Genomic DNA, 22,899 nt, shown 5'->3' with positions numbered 1-22,899 from the left:
AAACTGCCGCCACGGGTACCGGGACGTCGACGGATCCCGGAGTGCCTGGAATAGTTGAGTCGGGCAGGTCGCTGCCCTGTCGAGTTTGAACAGCTGTGGAGGATTGTCGATGACGTCACCAGGTGGGTCGCCCAACTACACGCCGGGGGGTGCGCCCGGCGCGCACGCGGCCCCGCCGTCAACGGGTGCTCCTGTGCCTTCAGGCCCCCAGGGGCCGCCCCCGCAGGCTGGCGGCGCGAACGGACTCGCCGCCGAGGTGCACACTCTTGAGCGGGCGATCTTCGAGGTCAAGCGCATCATCGTCGGTCAGGACCAGCTGGTCGAGCGCATCTTGGTCGGTCTGCTCGCCAAGGGGCACGTGCTCCTGGAAGGCGTCCCCGGTGTGGCCAAGACCCTGGCCGTCGAGACGTTCGCCAAGGTCGTCGGCGGCACATTCGCGCGCATTCAGTTCACCCCCGACCTGGTGCCCACCGATATCATCGGGACCCGGATCTACCGCCAGGGCAAGGAGGAGTTCGACATCGAACTCGGCCCGGTGGTGGTCAACTTCCTGCTCGCCGACGAGATCAACCGTGCCCCCGCGAAGGTGCAATCGGCACTGCTCGAGGTGATGGCCGAGCGCAAGATCTCGATCGGCGGAAAGACCTACCCGCTGCCCAAGCCGTTCCTCGTGATGGCCACGCAGAACCCGATCGAGAACGAGGGCGTCTACCCGCTGCCGGAAGCTCAGCGCGACCGCTTCCTCTTCAAGATCAACGTCGACTACCCGACGCCGGAAGAAGAGCGCGAGATCATCTACCGGATGGGCGTGACGCCGCCGGAGCCCAAGCAGATCTTGAACCCGGGCGATCTGCTGCGCCTGCAAGATCTGGCGGCCAACAACTTCGTGCACCACGCGCTGGTCGACTATGTCGTGCGCGTCATCACCGCCACCCGCCAGCCCGAGCAGTTCGGCCTGCCCGACGTCAAGGCGTGGATCGCGTTCGGTGCGTCCCCGCGTGCGTCGCTCGGTGTGGTCGCCGCCGCCCGGGCCCTGGCGCTGGTGCGCGGGCGCGACTACGTCATCCCGCAGGACGTCATCGAGGTCATCCCGGACGTGCTGCGGCACCGCCTGGTCCTGACCTACGACGCGCTGGCCGACGATATCGCCGCCGAGACGGTGATCAACCGGATCCTGCAGACGGTCGCATTGCCGCAGGTGAATGCTGTGTCGCAGCAAGGGCATTCAGTGCCCCCGGTGATACCCGGCGCACCTGCGCAGCCGGCGTCCGTACCGGCTGGCGGTCGGTGAGCGATCCGCACACCGTCGCGCCGCCATCGTTCCAGCGCGGCGAGATCGGCGACCCGAAGCTGTCGGCGGCGCTGCGGACGCTGGAGCTCACCATCAAGCGCAAGCTCGACGGTGTCCTGCACGGTGATCACCTCGGGCTGATCCCCGGTCCAGGGTCCGAGCCAGGAGATTCGCGGATCTACCAGCCCGGCGACGACGTACGCCGGATGGACTGGTCGGTCACGGCGCGTACCCAGGTGCCGCACGTGCGGCAGATGATCGCCGATCGGGAGCTGGAGACCTGGCTGGTGGTCGACATGTCCGCCAGCCTGGATTTCGGCACCGCCAACTGCGAAAAACGCGATCTGGCGGTGGCGGCCGCGGCGGCCATCACCTATCTGAACAGCGGCGGCGGCAACCGGCTCGGCGCGATCATCGCCAACGGCGACACGATCACCCGGGTGCCCGCGCTGTCCGGTCGGCAGCATGAGCAGTCGATGCTGCGGACCATCGCGACCATGCCGAAGGCCGCACCGGGTGTCCGTGGGGATCTCAATGCCGCTATCGATGCGCTGCGCAGGCCCGAACGCCGGCGCGGAATGGCAGTGGTGATCAGCGACTTCCTCGGCCCCATCACGTGGATGCGGTCCCTGCGGGCCATCGCCGCCCGCCACGAGGTGCTCGGCATCGAGGTGCTCGATCCTCGTGATGTCGAGCTGCCCGACGTCGGCGACGTGATCCTGCAGGACACCGAGTCCGGGGTCACCCGCGAGTTCACCATCGACGCCCAGCTGCGCGACGACTTCGGCAAAGCGGCCTCGGCACACCGCGCCGAGGTGGCCCGGACCTTCCGGCGCTGCAACGCGCCCATCCTGACGTTGCGCACCGACCGTGACTGGATCGCTGACATCGTCCGCTTCGTGGCGTCCCGCCGCCGCGGGGCCCTGGCATGACGCCGGCGCCCCGCCCATGACAGGAATGACAGGCCTCTTTTCATGACATTGCCGCTGCTCGGACCGCTCTCGTTGTCCGGTTTCGAACACCTGTGGTTCCTGCTGTTCTTCGTGGTGATCGCCGGGCTGGTCGTGCTCTACCTGGTAGTGCAGCGGGCCAGGAGCCGGCGCGTGCTGCGCTTCGCGAATATGGAGCTGCTGGAAAGCGTCGCCCCGAAGCGGCCGGCGAAATGGCGCCACCTCCCGGCGATTCTGCTGATCGCCGCGCTGACGCTGCTGACCATCGCGATGGCCGGGCCCACCAACGACGTCCGGATTCCGCGTAACCGCGCGGTGGTGATGCTGGTCATCGACGTCTCGCAGTCCATGCGCGCCACCGACGTGGCACCGAGTCGACTGGCGGCCGCGCAGGAAGCCGCCAAACAGTTCGCCGATCAGCTGACCCCCGGTATCAACCTCGGCCTGATCGCCTACGCGGGCACCGCCACCGTGCTGGTGTCGCCGACCACCAACCGTGACGCCACCAAGCTCGCGATCGACAAGCTGCAGCTCGCCGACCGGACCGCCACCGGTGAAGGCATCTTCACCGCGCTGCAGGCCATCGCGACCGTTGGCGCCGTCATCGGCGGAGGGGACGCGCCGCCGCCGGCCCGCATCGTGCTGATGTCCGACGGCAAGGAGACGGTGCCGTCCAACCCGGACAACCCCAAGGGTGCCTACACCGCTGCCCGCACCGCCAAAGACCAGGGCGTGCCGATCTCGACGGTGTCCTTCGGTACCCCGTACGGCTACGTCGAGATCAACGACCAGCGGCAGCCGGTTCCTGTCGACGACGAGATGCTGAAGAAGATAGCCCAGCTGTCCGGCGGTGACGCCTACACCGCGTCGAGTCTGGAGCAGCTCAAGCAGGTGTTCACCTCGCTGCAGCAGCAGATCGGCTACGAGACCATCAAGGGCGATGCGAGTGTGGGTTGGCTGCGCCTCGGCGCGCTGGTCCTGGCCCTCGCGGCGCTGTCGGCGCTGCTGATCAACCGGCGGCTGCCCGGCTAGACGGCCGATGCGGGCATCCCCGCGAGCAGACGCAAACTGACCCGAAATCGCCGGGGAAAGCGGGATTTTGTGTCTGCTCGCGCCGAAACGATAGGTTGACGGATATGACCGACTCCGCTGTCACCGACGCCGCCGGCCTGTCTCAGGGCGGTAAACCGTCATTCGTTTCCCGATCAGTGCTGGTCACCGGTGGAAACCGGGGGATAGGCCTGGCCATAGCCCAGCGCCTGGCCGCCGACGGGCACAAGGTCGCCGTCACCCATCGCGGTTCGGGTGCCCCCGATGGCCTGTTCGGGGTGGAGTGTGACGTCACCGACAACGCGGCCGTCGACCGCGCCTTCACCGAGGTCGAGGAGCACCAGGGCCCCGTCGAGGTGCTGGTGTCCAACGCCGGGATCTCCCAGGACGCGTTCCTGATGCGGATGACCGAGGAGAGGTTCGAGAACGTCATCAACGCCAACCTCACCGGTGCGTTCCGGGTGGCGCAGCGGGCCTCACGGAGCATGCAGCGCAAGCGGTTCGGGCGCATCATCTTCATCGGCTCGGTTTCCGGCACCTGGGGTATCGGCAACCAGGCCAACTACGCCGCCGCCAAGGCCGGGCTGATCGGCATGGCCCGCTCGATCTCCCGTGAGCTGGCCAAGGCCAACGTCACCGCGAACGTGGTGGCACCCGGCTACATCGACACCGAGATGACCCGCGCCCTGGACGAGCGGATTCAGGCGGGGGCCTTGGATTTCATCCCGGCCAAGCGGGTCGGCACCGCCGAGGAGGTCGCCGGGGCCGTCAGCTTCCTGGCGTCCGAGGATGCCAGCTATATCGCCGGTGCGGTGATCCCGGTCGACGGCGGCATGGGCATGGGCCACTAGAACTTTCTTTACAACGAGTTAAGGACTGATATGGCAGGGTTTCTCGAAGGCAAGCGCATCCTCGTCACGGGGATCATCACCGACTCCTCGATCGCGTTCCACATCGCGAAGGTTGCGCAGGAGGCGGGCGCCGAGCTGGTGCTGACTGGGTTCGACCGGATGAAGCTGATTCAGCGCATCGCCGACAGACTTCCGAATCCGGCTCCGTTGTTGGAGCTCGACGTGCAGAACTCCGAGCATCTCGACAGCCTGGCTGGTCGCGTCGCCGAGGTGATCGGTGAGGGCAACAGGCTCGACGGCGTGGTCCACTCGATCGGCTTCATGCCGCAGACCGGGATGGGCGTCAACCCCTTCTTCGACGCCCCGTACGAGGACGTCGCCAAGGGTATCCACATCTCGGCCTATTCGTATGCGTCCCTGGCCAAGGCCGTGCTGCCGATCATGAACCCCGGCGGCGGCATCGTGGGCATGGACTTCGATCCGACCCGCGCCATGCCTGCCTACAACTGGATGACGGTGGCCAAGAGCGCGCTGGAATCGGTCAACCGGTTCGTCGCGCGTGAGGCCGGCCAGGTCGGCGTTCGGTCGAATCTCGTTGCCGCAGGCCCGATCCGGACGTTGGCGATGAGCGCCATCGTGGGTGGCGCGCTCGGCGCCGAGGCCGGCGATCAGATGAAGCTGCTCGAAGATGGCTGGGATCAGCGGGCGCCGCTCGGCTGGAACATGAAGGACCCAACCCCGGTGGCAAAGACGGTGTGTGCCTTGATGTCCGATTGGCTACCCGCCACCACCGGCACGATCATCTACGCCGACGGTGGCGCCAGCACCCAGCTGCTCTGATGGACTTCGATGCAGTCCTGCTCCTGTCCTTCGGTGGTCCGGAAGGGCCCGAGCAGGTGCGGCCGTTTTTGGAGAATGTCACCCGCGGGCGCAATATCCCGCCGGAGCGGCTCGACGAAGTGGCCCAGCACTACCTGCATTTCGGTGGGGTGTCACCGATCAACGGGATCAACCGCGCACTGATCGAACAGATCGGCGTGGAGATGGCTGCGCGCGGCACGGTTCTTCCGGTGTACTTCGGCAACCGCAACTGGGACCCCTACGTCGAGGACACAGTCGCGCAGATGCGCGCCGACGGTATCCGCCGGGCCGCGGTGTTCTCGACATCAGCCTGGGGCGGCTACTCGGGATGCGCGCAGTACCAGGAGGACATCACCCGGGCCCGTCGTTCGGTCATCGAAAAGCATGGTGCTGCACCGGAGTTGGTTAAGCTGCGGCAGTACTTCGATCACCCGCTGCTGGTCTCGATGTTCGCTGATGCGATCGCCGACGCGGCGCTTACTCTGCCCGAGGATCTGCGCGCGGGCGCCCGGTTGGTATTCACCGCGCATTCGATCCCGCTGCGGGCAGCGTCGCGGTGCGGTCCAGATCTGTACGAACGCCAGGTGGGCTACTCCTCGGCCCTGATCGCGGCGGCCGCGGGGTATCCCGACTACGACCAGGTATGGCAATCCCGATCGGGTCCTCCGCAGGTGCCGTGGTTGGAACCCGATGTGGCCGACCACCTCGCGTTGCTGACCGAGCGCGGCACCAAGGCCGTCATCGTGTGCCCGGTGGGATTCGTCGCCGACCACATCGAGGTGGTATGGGACCTCGATGACGAGCTGGCGGTGCAGGCGCAAGCCGCCGGTGTCGCCTTCGCGCGGGCGTCAACTCCGAATGCCCAACCGCGGTTCGCGCAACTGGTTCTCGACCTGATCGGCGAGCTGGCGGAAGGAAGTTCTCCGGCCAGAGTCATTGGAACCGAACCGGTTCCGGGCTACGGCAACAGCATCGACGGGGCATACTGCACTCCCGCGTGCACGCCGCCGGCTACCGCCGCCAGGCCGAGTGCAGGATCGCACTGACGGCAGCCAAGCGCGCCGAACGCACGACGCCCGACAGCGGCCTTAGCGCGTCACTGGCGATCTGCATCTCCGACGAGGACTGATGGCCGATCGGCATCAGTCCGGCGCTGACGGTGATGATGGCGTCCACATGCGCGGCGTTCTCCAGGACCCGAAGCGCTCGTTCCGGGGAATGCTCGGGGGCCTGGTGCAGTCGGGCGGATTCCAGCACCTGCTCCACCATTCCGCGCGGGTCGTCGACGTCGATACCCGAACCACCCGCCCGCAGCGCGGTCAGCGCGTCGGCCGCCGACCGGACCGCCGACCGCAGCGCGTATTCGGCTTCACCCAGATCGGCGTGCTCCGGGACTGGCGCGTGGGAGAGCGAGTAAGCGGTCCACGACAGCCCGAACAGCTCCGGCGACATATCGAAGTCCGGATCGTCGTCCTCACCGTCTTCGTACTGGAATTCGGGCACGATGCCGATCGGTGTGCCGCGCTCCGGAACGACGACCAGGGCTTCGCCGGCGGCGATGGCGTCGCGCTGGAACGCGGTACCCGCAGGCAACCCGCGCACGTCACCGGGGATCGGCAGCGCGATCCTGATGGTCGGTTCGGACATCGACCGGGAACCGGTTGCGGTGCGGAGCGTCTGGAGCAGCGACACGGCTCCGGCATCGGTCACATCAGGCCACGGCAGCCCCGTGCAATCGGCCGCGACCGAGTCATAAGCGGTCACCGAATGCCTTGGCGCCCATTGAGATAACGCGTCAAGGACGTCGTCGGGCGCGGCCTGACCAGCGAGCCAGGCGTTGGCCCACACCGACAGCGAAACACTTGGGCACCACATGATGTGAGGAAGTGTAATAGTTCGCGACCGATAGAGCGGGCCGCGCAGGCTGCGCGGCGCGATACCCTGGTTTATGCCCGCGGCTCTGATCTGGTTCATCGTCGCCGTTGGGCTGGCGGGTGCCGAGGCCCTGACCGGCGACATGTTTCTGCTCATGCTCGGTGGCGGTGCGCTGGCCGCGGCGGGCAGCAGCGCCATTTTCGACGGTCCGCTGTGGGTCGACGGCGCGGTCTTTCTCGTGGTGTCGCTACTTCTACTCGCGTTGGTCCGGCCATCGCTGCGCCGCCGGCTGACATCGGCCACAGCGCTCGAAACCGGCATCGAGGCACTCGAAGGCAAAAAAGCGCTGGTGCTCGACCAGGTCACCCAGCACCACGGCCAGGTGAAGCTCGAGGGCGAAGTCTGGACGGCGAGGCCGTTGAACGACCACGATGTCTACCAGCCCGGAGATCAGGTGACCGTCATGCACATCGACGGGGCGACCGCCGTCGTCTGGAAAGACGCATAACAGGGGAGGAAACCCGAGATGGATGGAGCAGTCGCCGGTTTAGTTCTACTGGCAGTGCTGGTGATTTTCGCCGTGATCGTGGTGGCCAAGTCGGTGGCGCTGATCCCGCAGGCCGAGGCCGCGGTCGTGGAGCGGCTCGGTCGCTACAGCAAGACGGTGTCGGGGCAGCTGACGCTGCTGATCCCGTTCATCGACAAGATCCGGGCCAGGGTGGACCTGCGCGAGCGGGTGGTGTCGTTTCCTCCGCAGCCGGTCATCACCGAGGACAACCTGACGCTCAACATCGACACCGTCGTGTATTTCCAGGTGACCAACCCCCAGGCCGCGGTGTATCAGATCAGCAACTACATCGTCGGCGTCGAGCAGCTGACCACCACCACTCTGCGCAACGTGGTCGGCGGCATGACCCTGGAGCAGACGTTGACCTCGCGTGACCAGATCAACGGCCAGTTGCGCGGTGTCCTCGACGAAGCCACCGGCCGGTGGGGTCTGCGGGTGGCGCGGGTCGAGCTGCGGTCGATCGATCCGCCGCCGTCGGTGCAGGAGTCGATGGAAAAGCAGATGAAGGCCGACCGTGAAAAGCGCGCGATGATCCTGACTGCCGAGGGTGTGCGCCAGTCGTCGATCACCCAGGCCGAGGGCCAGAAGCAGGCCCAGATCCTCGCCGCCGAGGGCGCCAAGCAGGCTGCGATCCTGGCCGCCGAGGCCGACCGGCAGTCTCGGATCTTGCGCGCCCGTGGCGAGCGGGCCTCGGCCTACCTGAACGCACAGGGCACCGCCAAGGCCATCGAGAAGACGTTCGCGGCGATCAAGGCGGGTCGGCCGACTCCGGAGCTGCTCGCCTACCAGTACCTGCAGACCTTGCCGTTGATGGCCAAGGGTGAGGCCAACAAGGTCTGGGTGGTCCCGAGCGATTTCGGTTCGGCTCTGCAGGGTTTCACGAAGATGCTGGGCGCCCCGGGTGAGGACGGCGTGTTCCGCTATACGCCGTCGCCGATCGACACCGACCTGCCCAAACCGGAGGATGACAGCGACGAGGTCGCCGAGTGGTTCTCGACGGCCACCGATCCGGAGATCGTCCAGGCCGTGGCCAAGGCCGAGGCGGACGCGCGGGAACCGGTACCGCCGCTGGCCGTCAATCCATCCCGCGAGTACCCGCCGTTGACTCAGCAGCAGGTGCCGCCCTCGGATTACCCGGAAGGCCCAGGGCGGCACAGCGGCTCGTGAATGTCGCCGGCCGTCGGGTCAGCTGGTGACAGCCGGTTCCGGAGCGGTGCTGGCCTGCTGGAGACGTCGGTGGGTGCGCACCTCGTAGAGGAGTCCCACGACGCCGACGCTGGCGGTGCACAGCGACACCAGGACCAGCATCGGGCTGACATTGCCGGTGAACGCGTCGCCGAGGATGACCACCGCCGCGGTGCCGGGCAGCAACCCGACCAGCGTCGAGGCGGTGTACGGCAGTACGCGCACCGACGAGGCGCCGGCTGCGTAATTGATCGCGGAGAACGGCACCGCCGGGATCAGCCGCATCGACACGATCGCCAGCCAGCCCCGCTGACGCAGCCGGGCGTCCAGGGAGTCGATCGCCGGGTGGTGCACCAGCTTGGACAACTGCCACCCGGCGGCGCGTACCAGCAGCAGGGCGGCGACGGCGCTCAGCGTGCTGGCAGTCACCGCGATCAGCACTCCGTTGACGCTGCCGAACAGCAGCCCGGCGGCCAGCGTGAACGCGGTCCGCGGGAAGGGGAACACGGTGACGACGACGTGAGCCGCCAGGAACGCCAGCGGGAACCACGGGCCCAGTGAGGTGGCCCAGTCGCGCAGTTGGACGGCGGTCGGCAACGGCACCAGAAGGGCCACTGCGACGAGGATCACAGTCGCGGTCGAAGCGACGATGATGCGCCATCGCGGTATCTGCCGCGCGCTTGCGGCAACGACAGCACCCGCCGTGCGCAGACTGCGGGTAAAAGTCCTAGCCACGGCCGATAACACTACGTGTTCACCGTGAACAACTCCGTGCACCGCCGCGTCCGGCCGCCGTGCCGCGCCGACGATGGGCGACGGTCGCCTCATCGCGGGTGATCCCCATCATTTAGCCTGATGGACGAGTGGGGGGCCACATCGCGAAGCGCGTCCCCGAATGCCGCGAAAACAGGAGCTGCCGGTGTCCCCAGAGGCCTCGATCGTGCCCGCTGATTCAGTCGATCTGCAGTCGGCGCTCGCCCGATGGCGCGAGGGTGTGGCCGGGGTGTTGGCCAAGAGCATGCGACGCGAGGTCTCCGAGCTGCCTGCCGAACCAGAGCGGCTGCTCGACACCGCCACCTATGAGGGTTTTCCGGTGCGTCCCCTCTACACGAGGCTGGATACCCGGCCCGAGGCACCGTTGCCCGGCACCTGGCCGTTCACCCGCGGTGGGGACGCGACCAGGGATGTGTTGGCGGGCTGGAAGGTGGCCGAGGCGTTCCCGTTGCCGGGTCAGGGGGCGGGCGAGGGTAACGCCAGCGTGCTCTCGGCACTCGCGGACGGGGTGAGCGCGCTGGTGTTGCGGGTCGGTAACCCGGAAGTCGAGGGCGGCGTGCCGGTCGGTGAGGTGGACCGCCTCCTCGAAGGCGTGTTCGTGGAGTTGGTCCCGGTGATCGTCGATGCGGGCGCGGATTTCGTCGCGGCCGCGGACGCTGTCACCGCGGTGATCGCCGGCCTGGACGGCGACCGACGGGCGACGTTGTCGATCGATCTCGGTGGCGACCCGCTGACCGCCGCGCTCAGCGGTGCGCCGGCGCCGTCGGTGGCGGATGTGCTCAGCGTGGCGGCTGGGCTCACGGAATACCAGGGCGGGATACGGGCGATCACGGTCGACGGTCCCGCGCTGCACAACCTCGGCGCCAACGCGTCGTGGGAGCTGGCCGGAGCTGTCGCGGCCGGCGTCGATTATGTGCGCACACTCGCCTCCGCCGGCATCGGAACAGCGGATAGCTTGCGGCAGATCAGTTTTCGTTTCGCCGTCGACGACGACCAGTTCATGACGATCGCGAAACTGCGGGCCGCGCGCCAACTGTGGGCGCGCGTCGCCGAGGTGCTCGGGGTACCCGAGGCCGGTGCGGCACCGGTGCACGCGGTCAGCTCGCTGGCGATGATGGCACAGCGCGATCCCTGGGTGAACATGCTGCGCTGCACGCTGGCGGCGTTCGGTGCCGGCGTCGGTGGCGCCGACACGGTGCTGGTCCATCCGTTCGACATCGCGATCCCCGGGGGTGCACCCGGTGTCGCGGCCACGTTCTCCCGCCGGATCGCCCGAAACACCCAGCTGCTGCTGCTGGAGGAATCCCACCTGGGCCGGGTTCGGGATCCGGGTGCCGGCTCGTGGTTCGTCGAAGACCTGACCGCGCAGCTCGCGGAGCAGGCGTGGGCGCATTTCCAGGAGATCGAGGGACGCGGCGGATTCTCGGCGGCCGGCGGTTTCGTCACCGACCGGATCGCCGATGTCGCCGGGGCGCGGCGCAGTGACATCGCGCATCGGCGCACCGCGGTCACTGGCGTCAACGAATATCCGAATCTCGCCGAAGCTCCACTGCCGCAGACTGATTCGTTGCCTGCAGTGGCCCGCTACGCGGCCGGTTTCGAGGAGCTTCGTAATCGTTCGGATGCTTTTCTGGCGCTGACCGGCGCTCGGCCCCGGGTGCTGCTGTTGCCGTTGGGGCCGCTCGCCGAGCACAACATCCGCACCACGTTCGCCGCCAACCTGATGGCCTCCGGTGGTATCGAGACCGTCAACCCCGGCCCGCTGGACGCCGACGGTGTCGCCGCCGCCGTCACGGACGCAGGCTCGCCGTCTGTCGCGGTGATCTGCGGCACCGACGCTCGCTACGGGACCGAAGCCTCGGCCGTCGTGGAGGCTGCGCATATCGCGATGGTGGAGCATGTGTACCTGGCCGGACCCGAGAAGGCGGTCACCGGGGCAGCTCATCGCCCAGACGATTTCCTGACCGCGAAAATCGATGCGGTCGAAGTCCTTTCGACCCTGCTCACCAGATTGGGGGCCTGAGCACAATGACGGTTCATGAGGTCACCGGCCAGTCGGCGGGGGAGATCGGCAGTTTCGCCGAGATCCCGTTGTACGGCGAGACGTCGCCCGCTCCGGCCACCGCCGAGGCGGTCGCGGCGCAGGTCGCCGAGGCGGCGTCGAAACACGGCTACGCAGCCGAGCAATTCGACTGGGCGACACCGGAAGGTATCGACGTCAAGCCCGTATACATCGCGGCTGACCGGGACGCCGCCGTCGCCGACGGCTACCCGCTGGACAGCTTCCCGGGTGAGCCTCCGTTCATCCGCGGGCCCTATCCGACGATGTACGTCAACCAGCCGTGGACCATCCGGCAGTACGCCGGGTTCTCCACCGCCGCGGAATCGAATGCGTTCTACCGCCGAAATCTGGCCGCCGGCCAGAAGGGCCTGTCGGTCGCCTTCGACCTGGCCACCCACCGCGGCTACGACTCGGATCACCCGCGGGTGGCCGGCGATGTCGGGATGGCCGGTGTCGCCATCGATTCCATCCTCGACATGCGGCAGCTGTTCGACGGTATCGACCTGTCGACGGTATCGGTGTCGATGACGATGAATGGCGCGGTGCTACCCGTGCTGGCGCTCTATGTGGTGGCGGCCGAGGAGCAGGGTGTGCCCCCGGAGAAGCTGATGGGGACCATCCAGAACGACATCCTCAAAGAGTTCATGGTCCGAAACACCTACATCTATCCACCGAAACCGTCGATGCGGATCATCTCGGACATCTTCGGTTACACCAGCACGAAGATGCCGAAGTTCAACTCCATCTCGATCTCCGGCTACCACATCCAGGAAGCCGGTGCGACAGCCGATCTGGAGCTCGCTTACACCTTGGCCGACGGTGTCGAGTACATCAAGGCCGGTCTGGCCGCCGGGCTGTCGATCGACAAATTCGCCCCGCGGTTGTCGTTCTTCTGGGGTATCGGCATGAATTTTTTCATGGAGGTCGCCAAGCTGCGGGCCGGCCGGTTGCTGTGGAGCGAACTGGTGGCGCAGTTCGATCCGAAGAGTTCGAAATCGTTGTCCTTGCGCACCCATTCGCAGACCTCCGGCTGGTCACTGACCGCGCAGGACCCGTTCAACAACGTCGCCCGCACCTGTATCGAGGCGATGGCAGCGACTCAAGGGCATACCCAGTCGTTGCACACCAACGCTCTGGACGAGGCTCTGGCGCTGCCCACCGATTTCTCCGCGCGCATCGCCCGCAACACCCAGCTGCTGTTGCAGCAGGAATCCGGCACCACGCGGCCGATCGACCCATGGGGTGGTTCGTATTACGTGGAGTGGCTCACCCACCAACTGGCCGCGCGGGCGCGGGCGCACATCACGGAGGTGGCCGAACACGGGGGAATGGCCCAGGCCATCGACGCGGGCATCCCGAAACTGCGCATCGAAGAAGCGGCGGCCCGCACCCAGGCCAGGATTGACTCCGGTGCCCAGCCGGTGATCGGCGTCAACAAGTACCAGGTCGCCGAGGACCACGAGATAGAGGTCCTCAAGGTCGAGAACAGTCGGGTGCGGTCCGAGCAGCTCGCCAAGCTGGCCCAGTTGAGAGCCGATCGCGACGAGTCCGCCGTCCAGGCTGCATTGGCCGAATTGTCCAGGGCCGCAGGTGAACACGGTGTGGCCGGCGACGACGGGCTGGCTAACAACCTGCTGGCTCTGGCGATCAACGCAGCCCGAGCCAGCGCCACCGTGGGCGAGATCTCGGATGCTCTTGAGCGGGTGTACGGACGTCACCAGGCCGAGATCCGGACCATCTCCGGCGTCTACCGAGACGAGGTGGGGGCGGGCAAAAACGTGGAGAAAATAGAAGCGGCAACGGAATTGGTCGAGAAGTTCGCGGAGGCCGACGGGCGCCGGCCCCGCATCCTGGTCGCCAAGATGGGCCAGGACGGGCACGATCGCGGCCAGAAGGTGATCGCCACGGCCTTCGCCGACATCGGGTTCGACGTCGATGTCGGTTCGCTGTTCTCGACGCCTGACGAGGTGGCTAGACAAGCCGCTGACAACGACGTGCACGTCGTCGGGGTGTCCTCGTTGGCGGCCGGACATCTGACATTGGTGCCGGCGCTGCGCGACGCGCTGGCCGAGGTGGGCCGGCCAGACATCATGGTGGTGGTCGGTGGCGTCATACCTCCGGGTGACTTCGACGAGCTCTACGCAGCGGGAGCGGCTGCGATCTTCCCGCCGGGAACCGTCATCGCCGACGCCGCGATCGGTCTGCTGAACGAGCTCGCCGCGCGGTTAGGGTACGACCTCGGCTGATGGCCGACCCGGGCAAAGACACACAGCGATCCGTCACCGAACTGGCCGCGGCCATCCGCCGCGGTGACCGTTCGGCGTTGGCCCGCGCCATCACGCTGGTCGAGTCGACCCGGGCCGACCATCGGGAGAAGGCCCAGGAGCTGCTGCTCGAGTTGATGTCCCAGTCCGATTCCAAGGTGGGCAGCGCCATGCACGTCGGTATCACCGGGGTGCCGGGGGTGGGTAAGTCGACCTCGATCGAGGCACTCGGGATGCACCTGATCGAGCAGGGGCACCGGGTGGCGGTCGTCGCGGTGGATCCGTCCTCGACCCGCACCGGCGGATCGATACTGGGGGACAAGACGCGGATGGCCCGACTGGCGGTCCACCCGGACGCCTACATCCGTCCGGCGCCGACGTCAGGCACCCTCGGAGGGGTGGCGCGGGCGACGCGCGAGACGATGGTGCTGCTCGAGGCCGCCGGCTTCGATGTGATCCTCGTCGAGACAGTCGGTGTCGGGCAGTCCGAGGTGACCGTGGCCAACATGGTGGACACATTCGTGTTCCTCACCTTGGCCAGGACCGGCGATCAGTTACAGGGCATAAAGAAGGGCGTCCTGGAGCTGGCGGATGTCATCGTCGTCAACAAGGCCGACGGCGCGCATACGACCGAGGCCGCGAAAGCCGCACGTGAACTGTCCGGGGCGATTCGGTTGATCTATCCGCGCGAAGTGCTGTGGCGGCCGCCTGTACTCACCATGAGCGCGCTTGAGGGCGTCGGTGTGACGGAGGTATGGGACACCGTGCTGGAGCACCGGCGCGTGTTGACCGAGGCCGGCGAGTTCGTCGCCCGTCGGCGCGCGCAGCAGGTGGACTGGACGTGGTCGATGGTCCGTGACAGCGTCCTCGATCGGGTGTTGACACACCCCGACGTGAAAAAAATTCGTAGCGATGTCGAACGCCGGGTCCGCGACGGCGAACTGACCCCGGCGCTCGCAGCTCAGCAAATACTCGATGCGGCCTCTCACTAGGTCTCTTAACAAATCGGTAACAGTTGCTGTGTTTGCGGCTGGACGCGGTAGGTTCAAATATTTGTGACCCAAGCAACTGCTCAGCAACCCGTGGCGGAGGCCGTGGACAGTGGCTCGGACCGCCTGCACGGGGATTTCGATCCTGCATTCGCGTGTGCGGTTCGCAGTTTCGCCGCCCTGTTCCCGCATCGCCGCCTCGGCGGTGGGGCGCTGGCCGTCTACCTGCACGGTGAGCCCGTCGTCGACGTCTGGACCGGCTGGGCCGACCGCCGGGGCGCGGTGCCCTGGACGGCGGATACGGGCGCGATGGTGTTCTCCGCGACCAAGGGGATGGCCTCGACGGTGATCCACCGCTTGGCCGATCGAGGTCTGATCGACTACGACGCACCGATCGCGGAGTACTGGCCGGAGTTCGGCGCCAACGGCAAGGCCGATATCACTGTGCGGGAGATGATGCGGCACCGTGCCGGGTTGTCCCAGCTCAACGGCATCAAGCGGGCGGAGCTGATGGACCATCGGTTGATGGAAGAACGGATGGCGGCCGCGCCGGCGTCACGGTTGCGCGGGAAGCCGGCCTACCATGCGCTGACCTACGGGTGGTTGGTGTCGGGCCTGGCCAGAGCGGTCACCGGCAAGGGAATGCGGGATCTGATCAGGGAGGAGCTGGCCGACCCGCTCGACACGGACGGGTTGTATCTCGGCCGGCCACCGGTGGGCGCGCCCACCCAGCCGGCGCAGATCATCTCTCCGCAGCTGAACATCCCGAATCCGTTCTTCGACCTCGCGGCACCGAGACTGGCGGCGCTGCCCCTGTCGGCGATTTTCGGCGCCATGTACTTCCGGGGTATGAAATCCATGGTCCAGGGCACAACGCCGCTGTTGGACGGGGAGCTCCCGGCCGCCAACGGGGTGGCGACCGCACGCGGCCTGGCGCGGATGTACGGCGCTATCGCCAATGGCGGTGAGGTCGACGGTCGGCGTTTTCTGTCACGTGACCTAACGGCCGGTTTGGTCGGCCGGCCGAGTCTGCGCCTCGACCGCAGCATGGTCATGCCGATGTCCTTTCACCTGGGGTATCACGCCTTGCCGCTGCCCGGAGTGCTGCCCGGGTTCGGGCATGTCGGACTCGGCGGCTCGTTGGGCTGGGCGATCCCTGAAACGGGCCTGGCCATTGGTTTTGTACACAATCGGCTGCTTACCCCGCTACTGGTGGGGGATCAGGCCGGTTTCGTCGCGACCGCCGCCCTGGTTCGGCGTGGTGCGGCGGTTGCGGATAGCCGCGGGTATCGCACTGTCACCGAGGCCGGGGCCCATTTTGCGGGTGCCGGAGGTTCGCTGACGGCCACCGTCGGCTATCCGGAAAGGACGGTCGGTATTTAGGCCCCGGCGCGTCGGTCCGCGAACTATCGGCCGCTCCAAAAAATTGAATACGGGCGTAGTCAAAATGAAACCTTAATTTTTCCTGAGTTTGCGGCGTTGCTGATCTTCCAGGTTTTGATCTTTGACGCTTCCACTGGCCGGATTGTGGCAACAACACTGTGAAGGGGGAGCCGGCGACCTCGGCTCAGGGTTCGCGAACTCCTGGTCGGCCTTCGCTCAGTTTGCGAGAGCAACAAGACCGGTTTGCACGGTGTAATCTCTCGGAGGGTCACTGAGCTGCAACGATGCAACCAGGCGCTTTATCGGATAAAAGTTGAGCCGCGCGGGGTTTTTTTACCTCGCCGTTAGCGGGCAGCCGCTACGCTACCGGTTCACATTGGTAACAATTGTTCGATGCAGGGCATGTCTTAAGATGACGAAACCGTGCGGGGATGATTTGCCTGCATCTGAGATCGTCCGGGAACTACCGTGTATCGCGTGCGCAGAAGAGGTGAGCAGACTTGGGGAATGCACCGGTCACCCCCGTTGCAGTCATCGGGATGGCGTGCCGTCTTCCGGGTGGAATTAATTCCCCCCAGCAGCTGTGGGATGCGTTGCTGCAGGGCAGAGATCTGGTTACCGAAGTGCCGTCGGACCGCTGGGATGCGGACGACTACTACGACCCCGAGCCCGGAGTGCCGGGGCGGTCCGTCAGCAAGTGGGGCGCTTTCCTCGACGACGTAGCGGGTTTTGATCCTGAGTTCTTCGGGATCAACGAGCGCGAGGCCACCGCGATGGACCCGCAGCACCGGCTCCTGATGGAAACGTCGTGGGAGGCGGCCGAGCACGCGGGTCTGACCCCCGCGTCGCTGGCCGGCACTTCCACGGGAGTGTTCTTCGGCCTCTCGCACGACGACTACGCGGCAATCACCAGTGACGCCGGGATGTTCGACCAGGCCTACGCATTCACCGGGACACCGTTCTCCATGGCCTCCGGTCGGGTCTCGCATTCGATGGGTTTGCGTGGACCGGCGATGACGCTGGACACGGCGTGCTCCTCGAGTATGTTCGCGATCCACTCCGCGTGCCGCAGCCTGCACGAGGGGGAGAGTGATCTCGCGCTGGCCGGCGGCGTGATGTTGATGCTGGATCCACGGCTCTATGTGTCGTCCTCGGGCCAAGGGATGCTCTCACCGACCGGGCGGTGCCACTCGTTCGACGTGGCGGCCGACGGCTTCGTGCGGTCCGAGGGCTGTGGTGTCGTGCTGCTCAAGCGCCTGTCGGACGCGGAGCGCGACGGCGACCGGATCCTGGCGGTCGTGCGCGGGACGGCCTCCAACCAGGACGGCCGCACCGACAACATCCTGACGCCGTCCAAGGACGCGCAGATCGACGTGTTCCGGTCGGCGTTGGCCGTGTCCGGGGTCGAGCCGGGCACCGTGGGAATGGTCGAGGCGCACGGCACCGGCACCCCGGTGGGCGACGGCATCGAGTTCAGCAGCGTCTCCACTGTCTACGCCGCCGACGGACCCGTCGCGCTCACCTCGGCGAAGAGCAACTTCGGCCATGCTGAATCCGCCGCGGGTGTTCTCGGCCTGATGAAGGCTGTCCTGGCCGTCGAGCACGGTGTGATTCCGAAGAACCTGCATTTCCACCGTCTTCCCGATGAGATGGCCAAGATCAAGACCGGCCTGTTCATCCCGGAGGAGACCACCCCGTGGCCCGCCGAATACACCGGTCCGCGTCGCGCCGCCGTGTCCTCGTACGGGATGTCGGGCACAAACGTGCACGCCATCGTCGAGCAGGCGCCGGCGTCGACGTCTGTGCAGCACCCGGCAGCCGGCTCCGCCCCAGCAGAACCGCTCGTCTTCCCGGTGTCCTCGAGCTCGGCCGAGGAGCTGCGCCGGACAGCGCAACATCTGGCCGAGTGGGTCGAAACCGCCGGTGCCGACGTGGCGCTGCCCGATCTCGCCTACACCTTGGCCCGCCGTCGCGGACACCGGTCGGTCCGCACCGCGGTGATCGCCCAGAGCCCCGCGGAACTCGTCGAACGCCTGCATGAGGTCACCAACGGCGACGACCCCTTCCAGCCGGCGGTGGGCCGGGACGACCGGGGACCCGTCTGGGTCTTCTCCGGACAGGGCTCTCAGTGGGCGGAAATGGGCGCCGGTCTGCTGGCGACCGAGCCCGTGTTCGCGGCCACCATCGCCGAGATCGAACCGCTCATCGCCGCGGAATCGGACTTCTCTGTCACCGAGGCGCTGCTGGCTCCCGAGACCGTCACCGGCATCCACCGCGTGCAGCCGACCATCTTCGCGATGCAGGTCGCGATGGCGGCCACCATGAAGACCTACGGCGTGCGGCCAGGTGCCGTCATCGGTCATTCGCTCGGTGAAGTGGGTGCCGCCGTCGTCGCCGGCGCGCTGTCGCTCGAAGACGGTGTGAAAGTCATCTGCCGCCGATCGCGGTTGTGCCTGGAACTCGCCGGCGGCGGTGCGATGGCGTCGGTCGAAATGCCCGCGCAGCGTGTCCGTGAAGAGCTCGAGCAGCAGGGCATCGAGGACGTCGTGGTGGCCGTCGTCGCCTCACCGATGTCCACGGTCATCGGCGGCGCGACGCAGACCGTGCGCGACATCGTCGCGGCGTGGGAACTGCGCGAGGTGATGGCGCGCGAAGTGGCAGTCGACGTGGCGTCCCATTCGCCGCAGGTCGACCCCATCCTGGACCGGCTGGCCGAGGAGCTGGCCGACATCACCCCGCTGGCCCCGGAGGTCAAGTACTACTCGGCGACGTCGTTCGACCCCCGCGAAGAGCCGTACTGCGACGCCGACTACTGGGTCGACAACCTGCGCCACACCGTCCGGTTCTCGGCTGCAGTCCAGTCGGCTCTTGAGGATGGCTTCCGGGTCTTCGGTGAACTGTCGCCCCACCCGCTGCTGGTCCGCGCCGTCGACCAGACCTCGGCCGCCGCGGATATCGCGACGGCAGCTCTGCCCGCGATGCGGCGCGGCCAGGAGATGCCGAGCGGCCTGCGGGGATTCCTGGCCAACCTGTTCGCCGCAGGAGCCGAGATCGACTTCTCGGCCGTCTTTCCCGAAGGCAACCTGGTCGATGCGCCGCTGCCCACCTGGACTCAGCGGCATCTGCTGCTGGGCACCGATGGCGCGGACCATCAGGTGCGCGGCGCCCACCTGGTTGCTGCTCACCCGCTCCTGGGTGCGCACGTGCGACTACTCGAAGAACCGGCCAGGCATGTCTGGGCGGCCGAAGTCGGCACCGCGGCCTTGCCCTGGCTCGTCGATCACCAGGTCAACAACGTGGCGGCGCTCCCGGGCGCCGCCTACTGCGAGATGGCCCTTGCTGCTGCCCGGGCCACGTTCGGTGACGCCTCCGAGGTTCGGGACGTCAAGTTCGAGGCGATGCTCCTCCTCGAGGACGAGACCCCCGTCAGCGCGGATGCCTCGGTCGATGCCGCGGGCGCCTTCGAATTCGTGGTCGAGACCGACCGGGACGGTGAGCGCGAGCGCCGGGCCAGTGCGGTACTGCACGCGGCCGATCCCGACGAGACGAGCACCACCTACAACCTGGTCGAGCTGCTCGCCGCGCACCCGCTGCGGATGGCGGGCGAGGATGTCCGGCAGTGGTTCGACAGTCGGGGCGTCCAGTTCGGCCCCGCGTTCACCGGACTCGCCGCGGTCAACGCGAGCGACGGCGATGCCGACACGCTCGTGGCGGAGATCGGCCTGCCCATCTCGATTCGCAGCCAACAGACCGCCTTCGACGTGCACCCGGCCCTGCTCGACGCCTGCTTCCAATCTGTCGCGGCGCATCCCGGAGTCCAGACGACCGGTACCGGCGGCCTGTTGCTGCCGCTGGGCGTGCGGCGACTGCGGGTGCACGCACCGACCAGGAATGCGCGCTACTGCCTCACCACGGTCACCTCGCTGGACGGCAGCGGCGTGGAGGCCGACATCGTGCTGCTCGACGAGTTCGGGACGGCACTGCTCTCGGTCGACGGTCTGTCGATGGGCAGCGGCATGTCGGAGGGCAACGAGGGCGCGCGGGTGCTCAACGAGCGCCTGCTGGCCGTCGAGTGGCGCCAACAGGAGCTGCACGAGGTGACCCAGGCCAACCCCGGCACCTTCCTGATCGTCAGCACCTCGGACGGCGCGGATCTGCTGACTTCGCAGCTGGCCGACGCACTGAAGCTGCGCGACGCGGACGTGACCACCATGTCGTGGTCCGAGCACGCCGACCATGCGGGCCACGCCACCCGACTGGGTTCGTACTTCACCGCCAAGGCGTTCAGCGGCGTCGTGGTGGTCGCCACACCGCACAACAGCGTCCCGGAGGAACAGCTCGCTCGCCGCGGCGGAGAGCATGTCCGCCACCTGGTGCGGATTGCCCGTGAGCTGCCGGAGGCGCCTGGTCGCCCGCGCCTGTACGTGGTGACCAGAGGTGCTCAGGCGGTGCTCGGTGACGATCGGCCGAATCTGGAGCAGGCCGGCGTCCGCGGCCTCCTGCGCGTCATCGGTGCGGAACACCCGAGCCTGCGACCCACTCAAATCGACGTCGACGACACCTCCGATGCCAAATCGGTTGCCATGCAACTGTTGTCGGGGTCCGAGGAGGACGAGACCGCCTTCCGCCGTGGTCAGTGGTACACCGCACATCTGTACCCGAGTCCGTTGCGGCCCGACGAGCGTCACACCACGGTCGTCGACAACCAGCGCGACGGCATGCGGCTGGAGATCCGCACGCCCGGTGACATCGAGACCCTGGAGCTGGCGGCATTCGATCGGGTGCCGCCGGGGCCCGGACAGATCGAGGTGGCCGTCGCCGCATCCAGCCTGAACTTCGCCGATGTGCTGGTCGCGTTCGGTCGGTACCCGAGCTTCGACGGGCGCCGCCCCCAGCTGGGCCTGGATTTCGCCGGTCTGGTCACCGCGGTCGGCCCCGATGTCACGTCGCATCGGGTCGGCGACCACGTGGGCGGCATGTCGTCCAATGGCTGCTGGGGCACCTTCCTGACGTGTGACGCCAACGTCGCGGTGACACTGCCTCGCGGACTTCGGGCCGACCAGGCAGCCGCGATCACCACTGCGTCGGCCACCGCCTGGTACGGCCTGCACGACCTGGCCAGGATCAAGGCCGGCGACAAGGTGCTGATCCATTCCGCAACCGGCGGCGTCGGCAAGGCGGCCATCGCCATCGCCCGTGCCGCAGGTGCGGAGATCTTCGCCACGGCCGGCACTGAAGAGCGTCGGGAACTGTTGCGAGACATGGGTATTGCCCATTGCTACGACTCCCGTAGCGCAGCGTTCGCCGATCAGATCCGAGTCGACACCGATGGCTACGGCGTCGATATCGTGCTGAACTCGCTAACCGGCGCATCGCAGCGGGCCGGCGTGGAACTGCTGGCCTTCGGCGGCAGGTTCATCGAGATCGGCAAGAAGGACATCTACGACGACACCCGGATGGGACTGTTCCCCTTCCGTCGCAACCTGTCTTTCTACGGCGTGGATCTGGCTCTGATGTGTGCCACCCACCCTGAGCAGATCCGCGAGTTGCTCGACACTGTCTATCGGCTCACCGCCGAGGGTGTGTTGCCGCAACCGGAGACCACGCACTATCCGCTCGCGGAAGCCGCGACGGCGATCCGCGTGATGGGCGCGGCCGAGCACACCGGCAAGCTGCTGCTGTCGATGCCGCGGGTCGGGCACACCAGCGTCGTCGTGCCCCAGACCGAGGCGCACGTGTTCCGCGGAGACGGCTCCTACATCATCTCGGGTGGTCTCGGCGGTCTCGGTTTGTTCCTCGCGTCGAAGATGGCTGCGGCCGGTTGCGGCCGGATCGTGCTGAACTCGCGGTCACAGCCGAAGCCGGAGGCGCTGGAGGCGATCGAGCGGATGCGCGCCGGGGGTACCGACGTCGAAGTGGTGACGGGTGATATCGCCGAATCCGACACAGTGGACGCCCTCGTCGCGACGGCGACCGCGACCGGTCTCCCGGTTCGGGGTGTCCTGCATGCGGCGGCGGTGGTCGAGGACGCGATCCTCACCAACATCACCGACGATCTTGTCGAGCGGGATTGGGACCCCAAGGTCTACGGCGCGTGGCACCTGCACCGCGCCACCATTTCCGAGCCCCTGGACTGGTTCTGCTCGTTCTCGTCCGCAGCTGCTCTGCTCGGGTCACCCGGCCAGGGTGCCTATGCGGCCGCCAACAGCTGGTTGGACGGGTTCACGCACTGGCGCCGCGCACAGGGTCTGCCCGCCACGGCGATCGCCTGGGCGGCCTGGGACGAGATCGGCCGGGGCTCCCACCTGGCCGCCGACGGCGAGACCACGATGATCCGCCCGGAGGAAGGGGCGTACGCGTTCGAGGCCATGCTGCGGCACAACCGGGCCTACAGCGGATATGCGCCTGCCATCGGCACGCCGTGGCTGACCGATCTGGCCGAGCGCAGCTCGTTCGCCGAGGCTTTCCGCTCGAGCACCTCGGGTTCGGCCGGCGTCAGCGGCTTCCGTGCCGAGCTGCACGAGCTGCCGCGTGACGAGTGGCCGGCCCAGGTGCGACGGTTGGTGTCCGAGCAGGTCAGCCTGATCCTGCGCCGTTCCGTCGATCCCGATCGACCGGTGTCGGAGTATGGTCTGGACTCGCTGGGCAACCTTGAACTCCGTACCCGGATCGAGACGGTAACGGGAATCCGCGTCCGGTCGATTGACATCACGACGGTACGGGCGCTGTCCGAGAATCTGTGCGAGATGCTGACTGGCGTCGTGACGTCCGCCGAGTCTCGGTAGTGCGGTCAGGT

The 22,899-nt window shown here is 67.2% G+C and carries 15 protein-coding genes; 13 read left to right on the top strand and 2 right to left on the bottom strand.

Annotated features, from left to right (window positions below; genetic code table 11):
- Positions 1-109 precede the first annotated feature (109 nt).
- The 6 genes from moxR1 (at position 110) to H7J73_RS12535 (ending at position 6,049) form a co-directional block, all read left to right on the top strand.
- A complete protein-coding gene (gene moxR1 / locus H7J73_RS12560) occupies positions 110-1,291 on the top strand; it encodes a chaperone MoxR1 (protein WP_264067705.1) in 1,182 nt (393 codons plus the stop codon).
- Entirely contained in the window at positions 1,288-2,223 is a 936-nt protein-coding gene (locus H7J73_RS12555) for a DUF58 domain-containing protein (RefSeq protein ID WP_264067704.1), read from the top strand. Before moxR1 ends, H7J73_RS12555 begins: the two co-directional genes overlap by 4 nt.
- 42 nt (positions 2,224-2,265) lie before the next feature.
- On the top strand, positions 2,266-3,273 hold the full coding sequence (locus tag H7J73_RS12550; RefSeq protein WP_264067703.1) for a VWA domain-containing protein: 1,008 nt from the start codon (positions 2,266-2,268) through the stop codon (positions 3,271-3,273).
- Positions 3,274-3,377: 104 nt separating this feature from the next.
- Entirely contained in the window at positions 3,378-4,142 is a 765-nt protein-coding gene (gene fabG1 / locus H7J73_RS12545) for a 3-oxoacyl-ACP reductase FabG1 (RefSeq protein ID WP_264067702.1), read from the top strand.
- Between the two features lie 30 nt (positions 4,143-4,172).
- Complete coding sequence (gene inhA, locus H7J73_RS12540; RefSeq protein WP_264067701.1) at positions 4,173-4,982, top strand: NADH-dependent enoyl-ACP reductase InhA; 810 nt, start codon at positions 4,173-4,175, stop codon at positions 4,980-4,982.
- Positions 4,982-6,049 (top strand): ferrochelatase, encoded by a 1,068-nt coding sequence (locus H7J73_RS12535; RefSeq protein WP_264067700.1) that lies wholly within the window; start codon positions 4,982-4,984, stop codon positions 6,047-6,049. The genes inhA and H7J73_RS12535 overlap by 1 nt, the downstream gene beginning before the upstream one ends.
- Here the strand turns inward: H7J73_RS12535 and H7J73_RS12530 are convergent.
- The gene (locus H7J73_RS12530) at positions 6,015-6,878 is read right to left on the bottom strand and encodes an Rv1486c family protein (RefSeq protein ID WP_264067699.1); all 864 of its coding nucleotides are present in this window, start codon (positions 6,876-6,878) and stop codon (positions 6,015-6,017) included. The two genes, H7J73_RS12535 and H7J73_RS12530, sit on opposite strands and share 35 nt — an antisense overlap.
- Positions 6,879-6,951: 73 nt before the next feature.
- Between H7J73_RS12530 and H7J73_RS12525 the strand changes: the two genes are divergently transcribed.
- Both H7J73_RS12525 and H7J73_RS12520 read left to right on the top strand, forming a co-directional pair.
- Entirely contained in the window at positions 6,952-7,386 is a 435-nt protein-coding gene (locus H7J73_RS12525; protein ID WP_264067698.1) for an NfeD family protein, read from the top strand.
- A gap of 18 nt (positions 7,387-7,404) precedes the next feature.
- Complete coding sequence (locus H7J73_RS12520) at positions 7,405-8,613, top strand: SPFH domain-containing protein (RefSeq protein WP_264067697.1); 1,209 nt, start codon at positions 7,405-7,407, stop codon at positions 8,611-8,613.
- 18 nt (positions 8,614-8,631) lie between these two features.
- Here H7J73_RS12520 and H7J73_RS12515 read toward each other — a convergent pair whose 3' ends face one another.
- Positions 8,632-9,366, bottom strand: a complete 735-nt coding sequence (locus H7J73_RS12515; protein WP_264067696.1) for a TVP38/TMEM64 family protein — start codon at positions 9,364-9,366, stop codon at positions 8,632-8,634.
- 160 nt (positions 9,367-9,526) lie between these two features.
- On the opposite strand from H7J73_RS12515, the gene mutA reads away from it, so the two are divergent.
- From mutA to pks2, 5 genes are all read left to right on the top strand, one after another.
- A complete protein-coding gene (gene mutA, locus H7J73_RS12510) occupies positions 9,527-11,428 on the top strand; it encodes a methylmalonyl-CoA mutase small subunit (protein WP_435405475.1) in 1,902 nt (633 codons plus the stop codon).
- A gap of 5 nt (positions 11,429-11,433) precedes the next feature.
- Positions 11,434-13,713: a methylmalonyl-CoA mutase gene (gene scpA / locus H7J73_RS12505; RefSeq protein WP_264067693.1), complete on the top strand. Its 2,280-nt coding sequence runs from the start codon at positions 11,434-11,436 to the stop codon at positions 13,711-13,713.
- Positions 13,713-14,723 carry a methylmalonyl Co-A mutase-associated GTPase MeaB gene (gene meaB / locus H7J73_RS12500; protein ID WP_264067692.1) on the top strand — a complete coding sequence of 337 codons (1,011 nt, stop codon included), beginning with the start codon at positions 13,713-13,715 and terminating at the stop codon, positions 14,721-14,723. Before scpA ends, meaB begins: the two co-directional genes overlap by 1 nt.
- Before the next feature lie 63 nt (positions 14,724-14,786).
- The gene (lipL, locus tag H7J73_RS12495) at positions 14,787-16,103 is read left to right on the top strand and encodes an esterase/beta-lactamase LipL (protein ID WP_435405474.1); all 1,317 of its coding nucleotides are present in this window, start codon (positions 14,787-14,789) and stop codon (positions 16,101-16,103) included.
- A gap of 500 nt (positions 16,104-16,603) precedes the next feature.
- Positions 16,604-22,888 carry a sulfolipid-1 biosynthesis phthioceranic/hydroxyphthioceranic acid synthase gene (gene pks2 / locus H7J73_RS12490; RefSeq protein ID WP_276031164.1) on the top strand — a complete coding sequence of 2,095 codons (6,285 nt, stop codon included), beginning with the start codon at positions 16,604-16,606 and terminating at the stop codon, positions 22,886-22,888.
- Positions 22,889-22,899: the final 11 nt, after the last annotated feature.

Origin of the sequence: Mycolicibacterium komossense, assembly GCF_025822605.1 — a bacterium.
GTDB classification, from domain to species: Bacteria; Actinomycetota; Actinomycetes; order Mycobacteriales; family Mycobacteriaceae; genus Mycobacterium; species Mycobacterium komossense.
Note: the sequence above shows the minus strand (reverse complement) of the source record. Positions and strands in the feature narration are given on the sequence as shown.